The sequence below is a fragment of the Paenibacillus bovis genome (assembly GCF_001421015.2).
Classification (GTDB): domain Bacteria; phylum Bacillota; class Bacilli; order Paenibacillales; family Paenibacillaceae; genus Saccharibacillus; species Saccharibacillus bovis.
Genome location: NZ_CP013023.1, coordinates 3,872,295 through 3,892,986, shown reverse-complemented (window position 1 = coordinate 3,892,986; position 20,692 = coordinate 3,872,295). Strand labels below are relative to the sequence as shown.

The window sequence follows — 20,692 nt, the reverse complement described above, 5'->3', positions numbered from 1 at the left end:
CATGTGGAAGATGCAGCAGGCAACCCAATTATAGGAGCAGACTCTGCCTCTTATAATCCTAATATGTTAGCTTCTCAGCACATAGCAGATAAGAAAAGAGGAGAAATGCACTGGAGCTATACATTTAGCCAATTACCAGTTGATAAGCCATATTATCTGGTGATTGACGGATATCTGGTCAAAGAACGTGATGGACACCAGGTGACGTTTGATCCGGCTCATGCCGATTATCCAATCCATTTCGATTCTATGGGAGACTATCTGGAACTGGGAGCATATAGGATCAATCATGAAGGTGATGATCCTGCCAGACCGCTAGAAGGTACTTTCCCTGTTACGGGTACAGTCCGAAACGGGTTGGGCGATGATGAATATATCGCAGTAGATGAGCAAGGTAGAAGATATAAAGTAAATGGAAGGGGAGCATATACTCTTATGCCAGATAGCCATAGCGCAGGTATTGTATTATCTGAGGTAGCTTACGAAGATGACAGTGATATGGGTTACGAACTCAGAGTTCAGGAATTGGATAGAGTTCCTGAACAGCTGACTTTTATTCGTGCAAAAACAATGCGCTGGTATGGAAATACAGATGCGAAAATAAAAATACAAGAATTGAAAAGTAAAGGCGAAAATCGTCTGGAAAAGAAATAATCGGATTCACTGCACCAATTTTTTCCTTTGCATTTTGATAGAAATGCAGTATGATAAACTCAATTAAATGAAGTTACGAGGAAGCACCTCGCTTGCAGATACTTTGGTATCTACAGCGGGGTGCTTTTTTTGTTTTCGTGAAGGAGCGTTTATTGTGAAATCTTTTAGTAAATATACAGATCAGGAATCAAAACAAATTCTATGCCATGAATTACATCGTCTGGTATTCAATCGCAAATTGCTCCAGACCTCTTTGAGTATTTTGATTTTATCGTCGGTATTTGGCCCTCTTCCCAATGCTCATGCGGCCAATGTCACAGCAGATATTACATCGGTCAAAGCCGGAACCAATTCGGTATCATTGGACTTTTCGATTATTATGCCGGACAGCGAGGTCTTGTATAAGACCAATTTTGAATCGAACCCGTTCTCAACATACTACGGTGGGAGCCGCAGTGATGGTAATCAGTCGTATGTCTCTACGGATAAAGGTACTTCTTTACAAATCATGAATACCATCACAGACCGTAAAGGGAATGCCTTTAACTATCCACAGGTATCCAGTGATTCCAGTCTGGCCCGGACATCGATAGCAAGCTTGCAGCAGGGAGCACGACTACAAGCGCAATATGATATGCGCTCACTGTCAGGCTCGGTTAATCAGACTGCGGTTGGATTTGGAGATATTCGTGGTAAAAAAGGAATTCAATTAACAGACCATAGTGGCAAGGTTGTTCGCTTCAGAAATACGACATCGATTGTTCCCGGGAATTCGTCCAATACGCCTCGAACTATTCCTGTATATGTGGACGGAGGCTCTCCCAATTGGCCTGATGGAGAATTTCTTACCATACTCAGTTCGGCCAAGAGCGATTGGCACTGGGCAGTTGCTTATTATAAATATCAGGCTGCTACGCAGTCATTGGTTCTGGATTCTTCCAATTCTTCTTTCTGGTATACATCTATTGGGGCATCTGGCATGACCAGTGATGGAAGCTATGTTTTTCAGCCAGGCGATCCAGTTGTAACTTTCCCGTATGGGGATTTTGGTACCGGTATGCTGGATATTGGCTATCATCCCGAATGGACAACATATAGCCGGACTCTGGATGTCCCTACAGATACGACGCAATATGATCTGGGCAAGTACGGTGCTACTCTTAATTTTTCCTCCAATACCAACGGTCTTATGCAAGTAGATGAATTCAAAATTGGCTACGCCCAAAAAGCCATTATTTACCGCAATGGTCAGCAGATCTATGTCGGTTACGATTCAAATTATACCGATAATACTGCTGTAGATATAGATAAACCAAATAAGGTAGAGAATCTGGGCTACACCTTCTCTCCTACGCATAAAAATGTGATATTGACATGGGCAGCACCAGCAGATAATGGATCAGATTATACATACAGTATTCAGGGCCAACTAAGAGATGGATCGCTGGGTCCGGTTCAAGATCCTACCCACGCTGTAGTTACCTCCGGTATAGCAGGCTATATTGTAATTCAGGATAATAACGCAAATACAGTTATCTCTTCCGGATCTGTAACAACATCTGCGACTCAGTTGACGATATCTCCTGATGCTGCGAATCCATATATTCATGTGGCGGCAGTTGATCGGAACGGGAATATTAGCCCAACGCAAACGGTTACTCTAAGCAATAACAGCAAGCCGGACCTAAGTCTGTCGCTTGCATCCAGTGAATGGAGCCGATATGGAAATACGATTCACGTAGCTGCATCAGATCCGGATACATGGATTACCAGCATATTGCTTCCCAATGGAAATAGCGTAGCATCGGGAGTTACTTCATATGAGGTCACAGAGAATGGCGATTATACCTTTACTGCATATGATGTAATGGGCAATCAGTCTTCGAAAACAATCACTGTTGCCAATATCGATAAAGAAGGTCCGGTTATTTCATTTACACCGGATGGCACAGATTGGCAGGCGAATCTGGTAGATGTGCATATTCTGGCTACAGATCAATCATTAAAATCAGTGCGTTATATTGTAAGTCAGCAGAGTACTCGCCCGGATATCCATGCGGAGTGGACGGAGAGCAGCGGTAATTTTTCTGCTGTACTGCCTGCGGAAAAACAGGGCATTTGGTACGTTCATGTGCTGGCTATGGATTCAGCCGGCAATGAGTCCTATGGACGTTCAAAAGAAATCAAAATCAAAGCATTGCCGGAAAAAATTGCAGCTGATGATGTTCATTTGAGTTCTTCGTCAGCAGGTAGCATTCAAGGTTTACTGCCATCCCGAACAGAAGAGACTTACGAGGTGATCAACCAGCAAACAGGCAGAATATTAACTGTACCTACCGGCAGCACTTCGTTTATCGATACTGATTTGACGCCGGGTACCGAATATACCTACATCATCACACCGATTAATGTATCGGGTAGAGGGGAGTCTATAAGCTGCAATTATCGTACAGTTCCTGCTGCTACAAAAGTGAATAATGTCTGTCCACGATCTGAGACTGCTGTCCGTGTAGAGTTGGAATCTGTCCAATCTGCTACGTACTACCTGTATGAACTTGTGGATAAGAATGGAACCATAGTCTCAAAAGGAACTATGAATACGAGTCGTACATTCGAGCAGCTTACTCCCAACAATAACTATACATTGAGTATTAAGGCAGTAAACGAATCCGGATCAAGTCTGGAGAGTCGTTATACATTTTTGACATTGCCTTCACTTGGCCATCTCAATGTAGTTGCGGTTGGAACTGATTTTGCCCAGCTCTCGTGGGATAGCGTGACAGGAGACGTTTATTACGATGTAAAACGCGATGATCAGCATATAGTCACCGTTACCAAAGAAACATATACAACAGTTACTGATACCACATACAATGCCTACAATGTGACTTATTCCGATTCAAGCGTTCTTTTCACTGATCATAATCTTGCTTCGTGTACTCCATACCATTACTCTATTGCAGTAACGAATACGTCGGGGCAGAGTGATTTTAAAAATATATCGTTATGGACATTACCAGCAGCAACAGAATTAACCTCAAAAAGTATAACTGCCGAGGCAGCAGCCTATGCATGGAGAAATGTACGAGGTGCCAAAGGGTACGATATCTATCTGGATGGTATCAAAGTAGCCACGACAGAGCACACAAGCTATGAATTTGCCGGACTAAATCCGGGCAGTGTACATGTGATCTCGATCGTACCTTTTAACGATTCTGGTACAGGAGAAGCTGCCAATGCTCATTTCGTCACCCTGCCTGAGCCGGTCAAGCAGGATTTGCGCGTAGAGGATATTGCTTATACGTCGGCTAAAATAAAGTTTGCACCTGTTCAGGGAGCCAGCACTTATGTTGCGACTATTCATGGACAAGAATATACGAGTTCAACTTCAACTATTGAGTTAAGCGATCTAAGCCCCGGTGAGATGTATTCAGTAAATGTGTATGCTGTCAACGAAAGCGGCAAATCTGCTGTGAACACTCTTCAATTTCAGACGGTACCACTCGCGCCGGAGTCGGGCAAAGTATCTTCGAATACAAACAATGATCTGCATTTAACTTTTTCACCTTCCACGGGTGCTTTGTATTATCGTATCTATAACACTCATGGAGAATGGATAAAAACAACCAGTGATTTGACTGTAAGCTTGCCCAGTCCTGGTGCGGGTGTGCTATCTTCTTTTGGAATCGCTGCTGTAGGTAACAATGGCGAGAGTCCGGAGCGGTTGTGGATAAAATATCAGGGAGCTCCTGTTCCGGCTGTTACAGATGTACTGAGCCTTCTGGAACTGCAACATAACGCGGCGACAATCGGGTGGAAGCCTTTCAGGGGAGCTGTGTCCTACAACATATATAATGGTGATCAACAAATTGGAACTGTCGAAGACAATCAGATGCGTATAGATCATCTATCCAGTAGTACAAAGTATAATGAGTTTGGAATTCGAGCAGTAAATTCAAGCGGCATAATGGGGGAATTGTACAAGCTCTCATTCGAGACACACCCATTTTCAGGATTCCAATTGGAAGTAGACGATATCACTGCATCTTCAGCCATTATCAAATCGCTCCATGGAAGTGATTCGGATACATTTGTATTCGCTGATGGGCACAATGTGATCAAGCGATCATTATCGCAAACAATCGAGTTGAACAATCTGTCGGATGCACATCGATACACTATACAGGTATGGACCGAGAATACAACGGGTGTCCAATCGGATATACAAAGTATTACGTTTAAAACCAAAGAAAAAGAGGTAGGCAATGTTCTTCCTGTTATATTGAATCCATTTATAAGCACAGAAAAACAGGATTTGAATACATCTACGGATGATCATCAATCATTGCCAGCGTCCCCATCTGCTAATGTTCATCCTTCTAATCGCTTTGTTGATGTGGAATCACGGTATTCGGAAAATGCGATCAATTATCTGGCTGATCGTGGCATTGTAAATGGAGATGAATCCGGTAAGTTTAATCCCAAAGCTGGAATTACAAGAGCAGAGTTTGTAAGTATGCTGCTTCGTTCCAATAATGAGCAGCTTGAAGATTCAGCTTCTACTCAGCCATTGTCCGGTAGGTTCAGCGATATCGATGGGAAATGGTACACATCCAATGTAGTGAAAGCAGCTGAAATGAATTATATCCAGGGATATCCCGACGGAACATTCAAGCCCGACCGAATTATCACAAGAGCAGAAGCAGCCAGCATTTTGCAAAGCTTTATCCAGGCAGAAAAAGGAGCTGCATACTCGTTCAGTGACGAAAAACTGATTCCTGAATGGGCGAAGACAGCGATTAACAAGCTGGGAGGAGAACTATTTATCGGCTATGAAAACGGACAGTTCAAGCCGCAACGAAAAATCACAAAAGAGGAAACAGCGGTTGTGATTTATAGACTACTGAATAAATGAATAAATGAATAAAAGGTATTGCACATTAGATGCAATACCTTTTACCTTTATACTTACATATATTGGAGAACAGCATATCAATCAATGATGCAGCTCCTCACGGAATCCTTCTCCGTGCACATCATTAACTTCATTAATGACTACGAAGGCGCGGGGATCGACTGATTTGACAATATTGTGTACGCGCCGGATCTCCTGACGAGAGACGACGCAGTAGGCGACTTCTTTGGCCTGTTTGGAATAAGCGCCAATCGCCGGGATGATCGTGACTCCGCGATCCATTTCTTTCATAATAATCTCGGCAATCTCGGATGCGTGATCACTGATAATCGTGAATGCTTTGCCGGAATAAGCACCTTCCTGGATAAAATCAATAATTTTGGTGGCAATAAATACAGTGACTAGCGTGTATAATACCAGTTCTTTGGAAATGAAAAACAGGGAGCCGCCGATAATCAGAATATCCAGCGCCAGCATAATCTGACCAATACTCCAGCCAAATGCCCGGTTCAGAATGGTCGCAATAATATCGGAGCCGCCAGTCGTCCCGCCAAACCGGAATACAATCCCGAGTCCTATTCCCAGCGTTACCCCTGCATACAGAACCGCCAGAATATAATCATGCTGCGTCTGAAAAGGAATAATCCAGCCCATATCAATCATGCGCTCGAACAGCCACAGGAAAAAGGTCAGCGCAGCAATTCCTACACCGGTATAAATCATCTGTCTGCGACCCAGCATTTTAAGACCAATCAGGAACAGGGGAATATTGATAATCAGAGTAGATAGCGAGGGAGAAATACCAAACGCATAATTCAGCAGAATGGTAATCCCTGTTACGCCACCTTCCATTAATTTATTGGGAATAATAAAATACAGCAGGCCGAATGCGTACACGCCTGCTCCAAACAGAATCGGCAGAATCACCCGGAATTGTCGCCAGAATTTAGGTAACATGTTATCAATACCTCCAATGGAATAGTAGAATGCAAGGACAATGTTTACAGTAAAAAGGATTTGTTTTCAAAATCGCTTTAGGATAACATGGTAATGACATATTCAATGGGAGTCATATCGCTGGATTGTACATAAAAATGATATGAAATCTCCGTTACAGTCCGGCCCATCCTTAACTATATGGGGGAGTCATGGATTCGGCAATAGGCAGTATGAGCAGCTCGATAGAGCCTATACATACCTATACATGGATTGTAATTTTTATACTATATATCTGGAATTTACGGAGGGATTGGAATGACAGAAAAATCACTTGCGGAAATGCAAAGAGAAGTAGATGCCTACATTTCCCAGTTTAAAGAAGGATATTTTTCACCGCTTGCCATGCTGGCGAGAATGTCGGAGGAAGTCGGTGAACTGGCGCGTGAAGTCAATCATTCCTATGGGGAGAAGCCCAAAAAGAACGACGAAGCCGATAATTCGATTGAGTTGGAGCTAGGAGATATCCTGTTTATTACGATCTGTTTTGCCAATTCGCTCGGGATTGATCTGGCAGAAGCGCATGACAAAGTTATGCATAAATTTAATACTCGTGACAAAGATCGCTGGACACGTATTGAAGCGCAATCCGGTGAGAACGATCAATAAATAGTGCCCAAGAAGATTGTACTGGCTCATTTGATGGATACACACTTATAATAACTATCTATATAATGATAATGAATAGAAGCGGTAAAGGAGATTAATCATGGACAAACCGATTCGTGTAATTGTAGCTGGCGCCGGTGGGCGTATGGGCAAAGAAGTCGTTAAGCTGGTACTGGGTGATGAGGAACTGGAGCTGGCAGCAGCTGTCGGTCGTTCGGATGCAGGCCGTGATGCCGGTGAAATGGTGGGAATGGGAACCGTCGGTGTATTGGTTACTGCCGAACTGCAGGAAGCACTGGCTGCTGGTCAAGCAGATGTACTGGTGGATTTTACACACCCTGAATTTGCATATGAGCATGCCAATCTGGCTATTGCAGCAGGGGTACGTCCGGTAATGGGCACCACCGGTTATACACCAGAGCAGATTGAAGAACTGAATACGAAATGCGAACAGGCTGGTATCGGTGGTTTGATCGCTCCGAACTTTTCGATCGGTGCTATTTTGCTGATGCGCTTCTCTGCTCTCGCTGCCAAGCATTTCCCGCATCTGGAAATTATCGAATACCATGGAGACCAGAAGCTGGATGCGCCTTCGGGTACAGCAGTAAAAACAGCAGAGATGATCTCCGAAGTGCGTGAATCCATGAAGCAGGGCAATCCGAAAGAGAAAGAAACGATTTCCGGATCGCGCGGTGGAGAATATGATGGATTCCGTATTCACAGCGTTCGTCTGCCAGGCGTATTTGCCCAGCAGGAAGTTATATTCGGCAGCTTTGGTCAATCTCTAAAAATTCGTCATGATTCCTATGAACGTGCAGGATACATGCCAGGTGTGAAGATCGGGGTACAAAAAGTAATGGAATACACCGGCATGGTATATGGATTTGAGCAGTTTGTCGACTAATCGGAATGTAAATTATGGATGATTTCCGGCTCTATCATAGAGACGGATAACCAGACCGCGCAAAAATATACCTAAATAAATAGATAAATGACAGGAGAGATGTCTGTGTTTCACATTGCTTTTATCGCGCATGATCGTAAAAAGGATGAAATGGTTAACTTTGTAACGGCTTATGAACATGTATTTCATGGACATCAACTGTATTCTACTGGTACAACCGGACTCCGGATTATGGAGCAAACCGAGCTGAATATTCACCGCTTTATGTCTGGTCCGCTGGGCGGTGATCAGCAGATCGGTGCGCTGGTAGCCCAGAACAAGCTGGATCTGATTATTTTCCTGCGTGATCCATTAATGGCACAGCCCCATGAGCCGGATATTACGGCACTGCTGCGAATTTGCGATGTGCAGGGCATTCCGGTGGCGACCAATATTGCAACTGCAGAGATTCTGGTCAAGGCACTGGATCGTGGAGATTTTGCATGGCGTGAACTGCCGGATAAATACAAGCCGGTGGAGGGTGTAGAATGAGTGAGCAGTTAGACATTCTGATCTTTGGAGCGCATGCGGATGATGCGGAGATTGGAATGGCAGGAACGATTATCAAGCATACTGCAGCGGGGCTGCGCGTGGGCATCTGTGAATTGACCGAAGCGGAGATGTCTTCTAATGGTACCGTGGAGCTGCGCAAACAGGAGGCTGCAGCAGCCGCTGAGGTGATGGGATTGTCGTACCGCAGCAATCTGCAGCTGCCGGACCGCGGACTGGAACGTTCGCAGGAGCAGCTGGATGCTATTACCGCAGAGATTCGCCGCTGCGCACCGAAAATTGTATTTGCCCCTTATTGGGAAGATCGTCATCCGGATCATATGATATGCAGCAGACTGGTAGAAGAAGCCGTTTTCAATGCCAAGCTGCGCCGCTATATGACCGAACTGCCGCCGGTTCAGGTACAGCAGACCTATTATTATTTTATCAATGATCCGGGGCCGGCTAATCTGATGGTCGATATTAGCGAACATTATGAACGCAAAATAGAAACCTTATCCTGTTATGCCTCTCAGTTCGGAGGTCTTGGCAGCGACAGCGATACCGTGGCTACCCCACTTAATCAAGGCTATGTAGAACGTGTACGCTACCGTGACTCGTTGGCTGGACAGCGCAGCATGACTCTTTATGCAGAAGGGTTTGTTACCAAAACGCCTTATGTAGTGGATCGGCTTTTGTAGTTTTGTGTTTTGCATCCGCATCGTACAGCCATTTGCCGGTTTAGGATAATGGTGCAATAGCAGTATTTTGAACCGACAGATGCATAATATTTTTCTTCAAACGATGTCAACTAATGAAGGATTAAAGGAAGGGAGACAGCCCTTATGGACAAGATGCTGAAAATTGGCATCACTTGTTATCCGTCACTTGGCGGATCCGGCGTCGTGGCGACCGAACTTGGCAAGCTGCTTGCCGAAAAAGGGCATGAAGTGCATTTTATTTCGCATAGTGTCCCTTTTCGTCTGGGAACTTTTCATAAAAATATTTTTTATCACGAAGTTGAGGTTAACGACTATTATGTATTCAAATATCCACCTTACGATCTGACACTGGCTAACAAAATGGCTCAGGTGGCCAAGATGCAGCAGCTGGATGTACTGCATGTACATTATGCGGTGCCGCATGCAGTATGTGCATTTCTGGCGAAGCAGATGATCGGTGACCATCTGAAGGTAGTCACAACACTGCATGGAACGGATATTACTGTACTGGCCCAGGATGAATCGCTCAAAGATCTGATTCGTCTGGCAATCAATGAAAGTGATGCAGTGACAGCGGTCTCCAAAGATCTGATCCGCGAGACGCATGAACTGCTCGATATAACGCGTGATATAGATCTGACCTACAACTTTGTCGACAAACGGGTCTATTATCCACGTGAAACCGCTCAGTTGTGTGAAGATTTTGGATTTGGCGATGATCGGATCATTATGCATATCTCCAATTTCCGTCCGGTAAAACGGGTAGGAGATGTAGTGGATACTTTTGCCCGTATCAATGCAGAGATTCCTTCACGCCTGCTGTTTGTGGGCGAAGGACCCGATCTTCCCAAAATCCAGTGGCAGATTCAGGAACTGGGACTAACCGATCGTGTACATTTCCTGGGCAAACAGGATGATATTCCGCAAGTAATCTCGCTCGCGGATATCCTCATGCTGCCTTCCGAAAAGGAAAGCTTTGGTCTGGTAGCACTCGAAGCCATGGCTTGTGGTGTGCCGACGATTGGCTCACAGGCAGGTGGAATTCCGGAACTGGTTATCCACGGAGAGACCGGTTATCTGGCACAGATTGGTGATACGGAAGCAATGGCAGGTTATGCGCTGCAGCTGCTGCGCGATCCGGTGCTGATGCAGCGGGTACGTGAACAGTGTATCCAGCGTGCGCAGACCGAATTCAGCAATGAAGCCATGCTGAATAAATATGAACAAATTTATTACCGGGTGCTGGGACGAGAAATGCCCAAGCCTTCTCCGGTACAGGGTTGAGAGGGATCGACAATGGATTGGAAATGGATAGATCCACAAATGGCGGAGCAGGGTATATCTCTGCTCCGCCGTCTGATTGAACAAGGATATGAAGGTTACTTTGTCGGCGGCTGTGTCCGGGATGAATTGATGGAACGGCCGGTCAACGATATGGATATTGCAACCAATGCTACACCGGAACAGGTCATGACGATATTCGAACATACGATTCCGACCGGGATTGCGCATGGAACGATTACCGTTATTATGAATGGAGAACAATTTGAGGTAACTACATACCGTACCGAGAGTGATTATACCGACCATCGGCATCCCGAGCAGGTACAGTTTGTCAGTGATCTGTATGAGGATCTGCGTCGCCGCGATTTTACAATGAATGCGATTGCCCGCGGTATCGATGGCAGTTATGTAGATCCATTTCATGGCAGGGAAGATCTGGAGCAGGGAATTATTCGCTGCGTAGGTGATCCTGAAGAACGCTTTGAAGAAGATGCCCTGCGGATGCTGCGTGGCATACGATTCTCGTCCGTATTTAATTTTACGATTGAACCGGCTACATGGCAGGCGCTGGTGCATCGGCGTTCACTAATCCGCTATATTGCCGCCGAACGTATTCGCGTCGAAATGGAAAAAATGATCGCTGGCCCGTATCCGTTCAAAGGTATTCAGCTGCTGCAGGAGAGTGAGCTGGTTTCCGATATGAAAATAAGTGTGCCTTGCCCACCGGAACAGCCAGAACTGCTGAATCGATTGGCGGATATCCCGGCAGTACCCGTTTCACTTCGCTGGACGCTGATTACTATGGCATTGGGCCTGGATAGTGAACAGATGAAACCTTATATGAAAGAATGGACGTTTTCGAATGCCTTTATGGATCAGGTATCCCGTCTTCTGCGAATGCATGAGCGTCTGCTGGCTGCCGCTGATCATAATGCTAATCGTGAAGTATATATATCTGCCGTTATCGATTATGGCCGCGAGACAGCCGGACAATGGCAGCAGCTGTATCCGGTTCTGACAGACAATGTACAGCAGCAGCTTGCGTCATTTGCAGCGCATGGGCAGCAATGGCTGGATGAAATGAATATATTCGGTATGGGTGATGTACAGATCAATGGACAGGATCTGCTCGCCGCGCTGCAGGCCAAGGGTGGCCCGTGGCTCGGGAAGCTGATGAACGAGATTCTGCTGGCGACAGCTGCAGGACAATTGGATAATACACGCGAAGCTATACTGGAATATGCCCATCAGCAGTATGAAAAGAGGGATAACTGATGCGTGATGAACAACTGCTGGCGCTCCTGACCGAGCGCCCGGGCGAATATATCTCGGGAGAAGAAATCAGCCGCCGGATGGCTGTCAGCCGTACAGCGATCTGGAAAGGAATCAACCGGCTCAAGGAGCAGGGCTACGAATTTGAATCGGTCACACGCAAAGGATACCGGCTAACCCGTTATCCCGACCGATTTGATGAGGTGTCTCTGCGTATGCGAATGAATGAAGTAACCTCCTGGGGACAGCCGCTGCATCTGTTCCCGTCGGTCGGTTCGACCCAGGACATTGCCCGTGCTCTGGCAGAAGAGGGAGCACCCGAAGGTACACTGGTTATCGCCGAGGAACAGACCAGCGGTCGCGGTCGTCAGGGACGACGCTGGCATTCACCTCCGGGGCGCGGTATATGGATGAGTCTGATTATGCGCCCTGTACAGCCGCTGCAGTATACACCGCAGCTCACTCTACTGGCTGCCGTTGCAGTCTGCCGGGCGCTGCGAAGTGTGAGCAATCTTGATATCGGGATCAAGTGGCCCAATGATCTATTGATCGACGGACGCAAAGTATGCGGTATTCTGGTTGAGTCTGCTGCCGAAGATGGTTATGTACGCCATGCGATTGCCGGGATTGGTATTGATGTGAATTTGGCAGCGGAGGATTTGCCGGAGGAATTGCAGACGATCGCTACCTCGCTGCGCATGGAGAGCGGCGGGGAGCCGCTTGACCGTACGCTGGTGGCAGCAGCGGTCGTGCAGGAGCTGGAGGCGATGTATCAGCTATACAGCGAACAGGGATTTGCAGCGATCGCTGCTTTATGGGAAGCACTGGCGTTTTCTATCGGCCAGCATTTGACGGTTCATACTCCGCAGGGAGTTATACATGGAACAGCAACAGGCTTGGGGAACAACGGAGAGCTGCTGCTCCAGCAGGAGGATGGTCGTATTTTGCCGGTCTATTCCGGTGAAATTCATTTATAAAAAGTGGGAAAAAATAGCCGATGCTGCTATATTTCTCCGGTAGGTAAGTAATAAAATGTAATTAACTTTAAATAGTGAAATTGTGGAACGACTCTGGTATACTAGCAGGGAAGACGGTATCGGCATGTCCGAACCGTACTTTATGATGTTAACTTGGTGTAAGCTGGCAGGCGAGCACCGTCAGGTCGTATATGGATGCAGCAGGTGTTTTCGGTTCGGATAGAGTATCTGATCGGCAGCCTGTATACCGCTTCCTTATGCAAAGGATCTATTCCTGTCTGATTCTATTCTGCCCTAACCAAACATGTATCCTGCGGGATACCCATACGAAGCGAGGTGTTGGCTAACTTCAATTCTGCTCTGAGCCGTAAACTGGACCGAGACAGAAGAGATGATCGCAAAGTGACTCTTTTTTGGACTCCGGACCTTTTTAGTGAACCACTAAAAGGTTTTTTATTTTGTCCAAATACTATATTGATTAGAAGGAGCTTGATGTCACATGGCAGCCAAAACGCCGCTGAATATTGTCAAAATGAAAAAAATGAAAAAAGAAGGCGATCCGATTACGATGGTGACCGCCTATGATTACCCGACAGCCCAGCTGGCTGAAGAAGCAGGTGTAGAAATGCTGCTGATCGGGGATTCACTGGGTAATGTGGTGCTGGGATACGATTCTACCATCCCGGTGACGGTGGATGATATTGTCTACCACTCCCGTGCAGTAGCACGTGGAGCACAGTCTACTTTTATCGTGGCGGATCTGCCGTTCATGACATATCACGGAAGTATAGATGAGACACTGCGCAGCGTGAAGCGCATTATGCAGGAAGGGCATGCCCACGCGGTGAAGCTGGAAGGCGGAGCAGAAATTGCCGATACCGTAGCAGCTATCACACGTGCCGGTGTACCGGTACTCGCGCATATCGGTCTGACACCGCAGTCGGTTCACCAGATCGGCGGATACCGTGTACAGGGTAAGGACGAGCAGGACGCCCAGCGTCTGCTGAATGATGCCAAGGCTCTCGAAGCTGCCGGTGCATTTGGCGTAGTACTGGAACTGGTGACCGAAGATACGGCAGCCATGATCACCGGTCAGCTGTCCATACCGACGATCGGTATCGGAGCAGGACGCGGATGCGATGGTCAGGTACTGGTATTCCACGATGTGGTCAAATACACATCCGCTTATCGTGAAAAGCGTTTTGTTAAAACGTATGCCGATATCGGAGCTACGATTCGTACAGCTCTGGAAGAGTATGTGAACGAGGTCAAAACACGTGCGTTTCCGGCAGAGCAGCATGCTTTTAATCCGGATCAGGAAGCACTCGACTCCTTATATGGAGCCAAACGGAAAGGAGAGGAACAAGCGTGAAGGTACTACACAGCATCGCAGAGATTCGTCAGGAAGTGAAAAGCCTTCGCAAACAGCGTTCTCTCGACAATCACGAAGCCACAGTGGGTCTGGTACCTACAATGGGATTTCTGCATGAAGGTCATGCCAGTCTGATGCGCAAAGCCCGCGAAATAAGCGATATCGTGGTAATCAGTATTTTCGTCAATCCGATCCAGTTTGGACCCAATGAAGATTTTGAACGTTATCCGCGTGATGAACAGCGCGATCTGGCACTTGCGGAAAAGGAAGGTGTGGATATCGTATTCCTGCCAACGGTAGACGTTATGTATCCTTCGCCGACCAAGACGCATGTCAGTGTAGCCGAGCTGACAGATACCCTTTGCGGCGCATCCCGTCCGGGTCATTTTGATGGTGTATCGACGGTAGTCACCAAGCTGTTCAATATCGTCAAACCGGATCATGCCTTTTTTGGAGCCAAGGATGCCCAGCAGGTAGCCGTTATTCGCCAAATGGTGGATGATCTGAATATGGATATCGAGATTGTTCCTTGCCCGATTATTCGTGAAGAAGATGGACTGGCACTTAGTTCACGCAATGTCTATCTTTCCGAAGAAGAGCGTACCCAGGCCCTCGTATTGTCTCGCTCCCTGCGCCTTGCTCGTGAAGAAATAAGCAGCAATCCACAGATGACAGCCGGTCAGGTACGTGCACTGCTGCGCCGGGAAATCGGTACTTCTTCTATTGCTGTGATCGACTATGCAGAGATTCTCTCATTTCCGCAGCTCGAAGTGCTTGCTGAAGATACCGTCCTGCAACAATTGAATGGAGAAGTCATTATGGCGCTGGCTGTCAAATTCGGCCCTACCCGTCTAATCGATAATGTAATTATGGAAACGAAAGGTGTGTCCCTTCATGTATAGAACAATGATGAAATCCAAAATCCACCGTGCCACGGTAACAGAGGCCAATCTGAATTATGTAGGCAGCATTACAATCGACGAAGATCTGATGGAAGCAGCAGACCTTCTTGAAAATGAAAAAGTACAGATCGTTAATAATAATAACGGCGCACGTCTGGAAACGTACGTGATTACTGGTCCGCGTGGTAGTGGTGTGGTCTGCCTGAACGGCGCAGCTGCCCGTCTGGTACAACCTGGCGATACAGTTATTATTATCTCCTATGCGATGATGAGCCACGAAGAACTTCAGGAGCATCGTCCAACTGTAGTATTCGTGGATGGTCAGAACAAGCCGGTAATGGAAGCTCATAAAGAGGTTCATGCTACCATTATGTAATTAAACTATACCAATGGAGCTATGAGCCGGATTTGCAGTCCGTTTAATCGATAATAGGCGTAGGCTAATTTGACGAAATCATGTATAATAAAAGAAACATAACGCCTAAGCAAGGTGATACTGCGTGCCTGTCAAACACGTCATGTATCACCTTTTTTTATGTATCTGCAGAATCAACAGGCGATTGGGGAGCGATTGCTGTGCAGCCGCAAAAGAGGGTATACAGAATGCAGCAGTTTCCGTCACCTCGCCACGTTTTCAAAACCGCCTCGTTCTGGTATGCTGATAGGTGAACATTTTGACATCAGGTGTGACGACTGCAAGGAAAGGATTTAGACATCCATGAAATTTGCCGTACTGGATTTTGAGACAACAGGAACCCAGTCCTCGGATGATATCATTCAGGTGGGTCTTGCTGTTATAGATCATGATTTAACGATTACCCAGGTATACAGCTCCATGGTCAAACCCGGAGGCAAGATTCCTCCGTTTATTACCGGACTAACCGGTATTCGCAACGAAGATGTAGCAGACGCTCCTGAACTGGATGACGTCATGCTGGAGATGATTCCACTGCTGGAAGACGCAGTGTTGGTCGGACATAATGTAGCTTTTGATCTGGGCTTTTTGCAGCGTGCACTGGACCGTACCGGTTATTTGCCGTTTACCGGCAGAGTGCTGGATACGATGGATTTTCTGCGTGTATTTTTCCCGAATCTGCCGAGTTATCAGCTCAGTATGGTCAGCAGCTCGCTTGGTTTTGAGCATGATCGTCCCCATCAGGCAGACAGTGATGCACTGGCGACAGCCTATGTCTTTCTAAAATGTCTGGAAGAATTGGATGGTCTGCCGCTGATCACCGTTCAGCGTCTGGCTGAGCTGTTCGATAATCAGGACAGTGATCTGGGCTGGTATTTTGATGGTGTGCGTATGCAGCGCGAAGCACAGCCGGCACAGGATCTTGATGAACATCGCTTTTATCGTCAGCTTGCGCTGAAAGTAGGCGACTGGATGGATATTCCTTCTGCCGAAGAAGCCAGAGAAGGCATGCCGCTGGCAGATGTATCCTTTGACGAGTTTCTGGAACAGGTTAAAGATAATCTGCGCAAACTGCTGCCGGATTATGAAGAGCGCGAGCCGCAGAATCAGATGTTTGATGAAGTGGTACGCGCCCTTACCGATGAGAAGCATTTACTGATTGAGGCAGGCACCGGCACAGGCAAATCGCTCGGTTATTTGCTGCCTTCCATTTATCATAGCGTCAAAAACAGCGAGAGAGTGATGGTCAGTACGCATACAATTAATTTGCAGGAACAGCTGCGCGAACGGGATGTTCCGCTGCTGACACAGGTGATTCCGTTTGCTTTTCGTGCTGCCGTGTTCAAAGGACGCCAGCATTATTTGTGTCTGCGCAAATTTGAGCATAAAATAAATACAAAGGAATTTCAGAGTCCCAAGGAAGATGTGCTGATCGCAGCCCAGATGATTGTCTGGCTGACAGCTACCGAGACCGGGGATGATGAAGAGCTCAATATGGGTAACCGTGGCGGCGATTTCTGGGAAACGGTCGCGAGTGATACCGATTCCTGTCTGGGACGCGCCTGTCCATGGTTCCGGCAGTGCTTTTATCACCGGGCCAAGCATGAAGCTGGTGCAGCCGATGTGGTCATTACCAATCATTCCAAGCTGTTTACGGATATCAAGGCAGGCCATCAGCTGCTGCCGGCCTACGAACATTTGGTTATCGACGAAGCCCATCATCTGGAAGATGTGGCTGGCAAGCATCTGGGTATGCACATGAAATATTTCACATTGGTTCATCCGATGCTGCGTCTGTTCAAGGACAGCAAGACCGGCCAGCTGGCGATTCTGCGTCAGCAGCTGGGATCGTCCGGCAGTGAACGCGGCATGGAGTGGGCGATAGCGATCGATAATCTATATCCGGAATTAACAGATGTCAAGGAAGACTGGGACAAGCTGAGTGAGCTGTTGTTCGCTCTGCTACCACAGCGCAGTGATGCCGCTCCAGGCGAGGCTGCGCAGTTCACATTGCGTCTGCTGCCGCAGAAAAAGCCTGACGAGTGGGCCGAGATTGCCGAATTGGAGAATCGGATTCATATTGGTCTGAGCCAGATCATCCGCAAAGGTGAACAGGTGATGAACAAAATCAAGGAATCGGATGAAGTGCTGGACAGTGATGGACTCGTGACAGATGTGTCGGGACTGTTCAAGGATCTGACCGGTGTCCGGGATGATCTGCGTCATTTCATCAAGCTGGACAGTGAAGATACGGTCTACTGGTATGAGGCCAACGGCAATTATCGCAGCAAGTCGCTCCAGATGTATGCGGTGCCGGTAGATGTCAGCCAGCAGCTCAAGGAGCATTTCTTTGACAAAAAGAAAAGTATCGTGCTGACCTCTGCCACGCTGTCGATCGACAAGAACTTCCAGTACATGATTGAACAGCTGGGACTCAAGGAAGCCGAGCAGCAAGGCAAGCTGAATACGTCGATGCTGGAATCGCCGTTTAATTACAGGGAACAGTCGCTTGTACTGATTCCAAGAGATTTCCCGAGTGTAAAGGGAAGTGTCGGTGACGAGCATTTTGTCAGTATGCTGGCTCGTTCACTTGCTGATGCTGCCGAAGCGACGCGTGGACGCATGTTGGTCTTATTTACTTCCTACCGGATGCTCAAGCAGGTGTATGAGCCTCTGAAGGAGAAATTATCACAGAGTGATATTGCCGTATTCGGACAGGGTGTAGATGGAGGCAGCCGGACCAAGCTGACCCGACGCTTCCAGGATCATCCGGCCTGTGTACTGCTGGGTACGAGCAGCTTCTGGGAAGGCGTGGATATTCCCGGAGAAGCACTGACCTGTCTGGCGATTGTGCGATTGCCGTTCCAGCCGCCGAATCATCCGCTGGTCGAAGCCAAAAGTGAACGGCTCAAAAAAGAAAAGAAAAACCCGTTTATGAAATTATCTGTACCACAGGCAGTTATCCGGTTCAAACAGGGCTTTGGCAGACTGGTCCGGACAGCGAATGACCGCGGTATTGTGCTTATCTATGATACCCGGGTCATTGAATCGTATTATGGCAAGCACTTCTTGTATTCGCTGCCCGGTCCCAAAATGGAACATATGCCTACGCAGCAAATGGTTCCCCGTATTGCGGAATGGCTGAGCCATCGTGAGAACGAAAAGGATGCTGCAAATCAAGAGGGGGAGCAAGCATGAAATCCGATAAAATATCAGAAGCGGTCGTGCGAAGATTACCTGTCTATTTAAGATACCTGAACGAGCTGCATACCCGTGAGGTACCCACTGTATCTTCGCAGGAACTGGGACAAAAACTGGACCTCAATCCGGCCCAGATTCGTAAGGACCTTGCCTATTTCGGTGATTTTGGCCGTAAAGGAATTGGCTACGATGTATCGTATCTGATTGAGAAAATACGTCATATCCTGAAGCTGGATCAGCAGATCAATGTTGCTCTGATCGGAGCAGGTAATCTGGGACATGCGCTTTCAAATTATAATGCCTATCTGCAGGAAACGATGAAGATTGTAGCCGTGTTTGATTCGTATACACCGAAAGTAGGCACCCAGATTAATACATTGACTGTGCAACCGATTGATGAACTGTCCGAGACTGTGCAGTCCAAGCATATCCGGGTTGGTATTATTACCGTACCCAATACCGAAGCACAGCGTGTTGCTGATCAGCTGATCGAAGCAGGTATCGAGGCGATTCTGAACTTTGCGCCGATTATCCTGAAAACACCACCGCATGTGCGTGTGCATACGGCAGATTTCACTACCGATCTGCTGAGTCTGGCCTACTACCTTGAAGATGGAAAGGAATTAGAGACGAATGAACAACTCACCGAGTAAATGGATGATCAAAAACGGGATCTTTGCAGCTTCCCATGGAGGAAAATCGGTACTGTACGGACATATGGTCATCGAGAACGATGTGATTACTTATCTGGGCGAAGAAGAGCCTGCTGACCAGGAAGGCATGACCATCGTGGATGGCAGACATCAGTTCTTTATCCCGGGTCTGGTTAACAGTCATGGTCATGCGGCGATGTCCCTGCTGCGCGGCTATGGAGATGATCTGGCTCTGCAGGTATGGCTGCAGGAGAAAATGTGGCCAATGGAAGCCAAATTTACAAGTGACGATGTCTACACCGGTACAGCATTGTCTGTTCTGGAAATGCTCAAAGGCGGTACAACGACATTCCTCGATATGTATGACCGTTCTGAACGTGTGGCCGAAGTGGTAGAGCAGTCGGGTATGCGTGCGGTACTGATGCGCGGCGTTATTGGTCTGTGCTCTGAAGAAGAACAGAACGAGAAGCTGAACCAAGCTGTACAATTCGTACGTGACTGGCATGGCAAGGCAAATGGCCGCATCACAACCATGATGTCTCCACATGCGCCGTATACTTGCCCGCCGGCATTTATCGAGAAATTCGTACAGGCTGCTCATGATCTGGATGTGCCTCTGCATACGCATATGTCCGAGACAGTGGCAGAGGTAGAACAGAACGTACGCGACTATGGTCTGCGTCCGGTAGATCATCTGGAGAAACTGGGTGTATTCACTCGTCCTACTTTGCTGGCTCATGCCGTTCATCTGACCGATGAAGAAATTCAGAAACTGGCTGCCCATAAAGCAACCATTTCCCATAATCCGGGCAGCAACCTGAAGCTGGCGAGTGGTGTAGCACGTGTACCTGATCTGCTGCGTGCAGGCGTGGTGGTATCTCTGGGTACAGACGGTCCAGCCAGTAACAACAATCTGGATATGTTTGAAGAAATGCGCCTTGCAGCATTGATCCACAAAGGAGTATCTGGTGATCCAACCGCTGTTCCTGCCCTGGAAGCTCTGCGCATGGGTACCGAATATGGTGCCAAATCCGTATTCCTGGATAATACAGGCGTATTTGCAGTAGGAATGAAAGCCGATATTACATCCCTGAATATTGATCAGCCGCATTTCCTGCCGTTTACGGACTTTATTTCTCATACGGTATATTCAGCCAGTGCCAAAGATGTACTGCATGTCTGGGTAGATGGCAAGCAGCTGATCAAGGATGGCGTATCGCTGACGCTGGATGAAGAAAAAATCCGCCGTGAAGCACAGCTTGCTTTTGAAGGTTTGCTCACACGCTAA

At 47.3% G+C, this 20,692-nt stretch carries 16 protein-coding genes; 15 read left to right on the top strand and 1 reads right to left on the bottom strand.

Annotation, left to right across the window (positions count from 1 at the left end):
* Positions 1 to 3: 3 nt before the first annotated feature.
* Both AR543_RS16505 and AR543_RS16500 read left to right on the top strand, forming a co-directional pair.
* Positions 4 to 654, top strand: a complete 651-nt coding sequence (locus AR543_RS16505) for a hypothetical protein (RefSeq protein ID WP_145953928.1) — start codon at positions 4 to 6, stop codon at positions 652 to 654.
* Between the two features lie 154 nt (positions 655 to 808).
* Entirely contained in the window at positions 809 to 5,569 is a 4,761-nt protein-coding gene (locus AR543_RS16500) for an S-layer homology domain-containing protein (RefSeq protein WP_060535539.1), read from the top strand.
* An 81-nt stretch (positions 5,570 to 5,650) separates the two neighbouring features.
* On the opposite strand, the gene AR543_RS16495 is transcribed toward AR543_RS16500, so the two are convergent.
* The gene (locus AR543_RS16495) at positions 5,651 to 6,526 is read right to left on the bottom strand and encodes a YitT family protein (protein WP_060535538.1); all 876 of its coding nucleotides are present in this window, start codon (positions 6,524 to 6,526) and stop codon (positions 5,651 to 5,653) included.
* A gap of 297 nt (positions 6,527 to 6,823) precedes the next feature.
* On the opposite strand from AR543_RS16495, the gene AR543_RS16490 reads away from it, so the two are divergent.
* From AR543_RS16490 to AR543_RS16430, 13 genes are all read left to right on the top strand, one after another.
* A complete protein-coding gene (locus tag AR543_RS16490; RefSeq protein WP_060535537.1) occupies positions 6,824 to 7,174 on the top strand; it encodes a nucleotide pyrophosphohydrolase in 351 nt (116 codons plus the stop codon).
* Positions 7,175 to 7,274: 100 nt separating this feature from the next.
* Entirely contained in the window at positions 7,275 to 8,078 is an 804-nt protein-coding gene (gene dapB / locus AR543_RS16485) for a 4-hydroxy-tetrahydrodipicolinate reductase (protein WP_060535536.1), read from the top strand.
* Positions 8,079 to 8,183: 105 nt separating this feature from the next.
* Complete coding sequence (gene mgsA, locus AR543_RS16480) at positions 8,184 to 8,609, top strand: methylglyoxal synthase (protein ID WP_087071280.1); 426 nt, start codon at positions 8,184 to 8,186, stop codon at positions 8,607 to 8,609.
* The gene (gene bshB1, locus AR543_RS16475) at positions 8,606 to 9,307 is read left to right on the top strand and encodes a bacillithiol biosynthesis deacetylase BshB1 (RefSeq protein ID WP_060535534.1); all 702 of its coding nucleotides are present in this window, start codon (positions 8,606 to 8,608) and stop codon (positions 9,305 to 9,307) included. The genes mgsA and bshB1 overlap by 4 nt, the downstream gene beginning before the upstream one ends.
* A 144-nt stretch (positions 9,308 to 9,451) precedes the next feature.
* Positions 9,452 to 10,612: an N-acetyl-alpha-D-glucosaminyl L-malate synthase BshA gene (bshA, locus tag AR543_RS16470; protein WP_060535533.1), complete on the top strand. Its 1,161-nt coding sequence runs from the start codon at positions 9,452 to 9,454 to the stop codon at positions 10,610 to 10,612.
* A 12-nt stretch (positions 10,613 to 10,624) separates the two neighbouring features.
* Complete coding sequence (locus AR543_RS16465; protein ID WP_060535532.1) at positions 10,625 to 11,887, top strand: CCA tRNA nucleotidyltransferase; 1,263 nt, start codon at positions 10,625 to 10,627, stop codon at positions 11,885 to 11,887.
* Positions 11,887 to 12,861, top strand: a complete 975-nt coding sequence (locus AR543_RS16460) for a biotin--[acetyl-CoA-carboxylase] ligase (RefSeq protein WP_060535531.1) — start codon at positions 11,887 to 11,889, stop codon at positions 12,859 to 12,861. The genes AR543_RS16465 and AR543_RS16460 overlap by 1 nt, the downstream gene beginning before the upstream one ends.
* Before the next feature lie 499 nt (positions 12,862 to 13,360).
* Entirely contained in the window at positions 13,361 to 14,233 is an 873-nt protein-coding gene (gene panB, locus AR543_RS16455) for a 3-methyl-2-oxobutanoate hydroxymethyltransferase (RefSeq protein ID WP_060535530.1), read from the top strand.
* Entirely contained in the window at positions 14,230 to 15,135 is a 906-nt protein-coding gene (gene panC, locus AR543_RS16450; protein ID WP_060535529.1) for a pantoate--beta-alanine ligase, read from the top strand. The genes panB and panC overlap by 4 nt, the downstream gene beginning before the upstream one ends.
* Positions 15,128 to 15,511, top strand: a complete 384-nt coding sequence (gene panD, locus AR543_RS16445) for an aspartate 1-decarboxylase (protein ID WP_060535528.1) — start codon at positions 15,128 to 15,130, stop codon at positions 15,509 to 15,511. The genes panC and panD overlap by 8 nt, the downstream gene beginning before the upstream one ends.
* A 342-nt stretch (positions 15,512 to 15,853) precedes the next feature.
* Positions 15,854 to 18,748 carry an ATP-dependent DNA helicase DinG gene (dinG, locus tag AR543_RS16440; RefSeq protein WP_060535527.1) on the top strand — a complete coding sequence of 965 codons (2,895 nt, stop codon included), beginning with the start codon at positions 15,854 to 15,856 and terminating at the stop codon, positions 18,746 to 18,748.
* Positions 18,745 to 19,404 carry a redox-sensing transcriptional repressor Rex gene (locus AR543_RS16435; protein ID WP_060535526.1) on the top strand — a complete coding sequence of 220 codons (660 nt, stop codon included), beginning with the start codon at positions 18,745 to 18,747 and terminating at the stop codon, positions 19,402 to 19,404. Before dinG ends, AR543_RS16435 begins: the two co-directional genes overlap by 4 nt.
* A complete protein-coding gene (locus AR543_RS16430) occupies positions 19,385 to 20,692 on the top strand; it encodes an amidohydrolase (protein WP_060535525.1) in 1,308 nt (435 codons plus the stop codon). Before AR543_RS16435 ends, AR543_RS16430 begins: the two co-directional genes overlap by 20 nt.

Coding starts and splice junctions, on each gene's coding strand:
- AR543_RS16495 (WP_060535538.1), bottom strand. CDS start 6,526: ATGTTACCTAAATTCTGGCGACAATTCCGGGTGATTCTGCCGATTCTG.
- AR543_RS16490 (WP_060535537.1), top strand. CDS start 6,824: ATGACAGAAAAATCACTTGCGGAAATGCAAAGAGAAGTAGATGCCTAC.
- dapB (WP_060535536.1), top strand. CDS start 7,275: ATGGACAAACCGATTCGTGTAATTGTAGCTGGCGCCGGTGGGCGTATG.
- bshB1 (WP_060535534.1), top strand. CDS start 8,606: ATGAGTGAGCAGTTAGACATTCTGATCTTTGGAGCGCATGCGGATGAT.
- bshA (WP_060535533.1), top strand. CDS start 9,452: ATGGACAAGATGCTGAAAATTGGCATCACTTGTTATCCGTCACTTGGC.
- AR543_RS16465 (WP_060535532.1), top strand. CDS start 10,625: ATGGATTGGAAATGGATAGATCCACAAATGGCGGAGCAGGGTATATCT.
- AR543_RS16460 (WP_060535531.1), top strand. CDS start 11,887: ATGCGTGATGAACAACTGCTGGCGCTCCTGACCGAGCGCCCGGGCGAA.
- panB (WP_060535530.1), top strand. CDS start 13,361: ATGGCAGCCAAAACGCCGCTGAATATTGTCAAAATGAAAAAAATGAAA.
- panD (WP_060535528.1), top strand. CDS start 15,128: ATGTATAGAACAATGATGAAATCCAAAATCCACCGTGCCACGGTAACA.
- dinG (WP_060535527.1), top strand. CDS start 15,854: ATGAAATTTGCCGTACTGGATTTTGAGACAACAGGAACCCAGTCCTCG.
- AR543_RS16435 (WP_060535526.1), top strand. CDS start 18,745: ATGAAATCCGATAAAATATCAGAAGCGGTCGTGCGAAGATTACCTGTC.
- AR543_RS16430 (WP_060535525.1), top strand. CDS start 19,385: ATGAACAACTCACCGAGTAAATGGATGATCAAAAACGGGATCTTTGCA.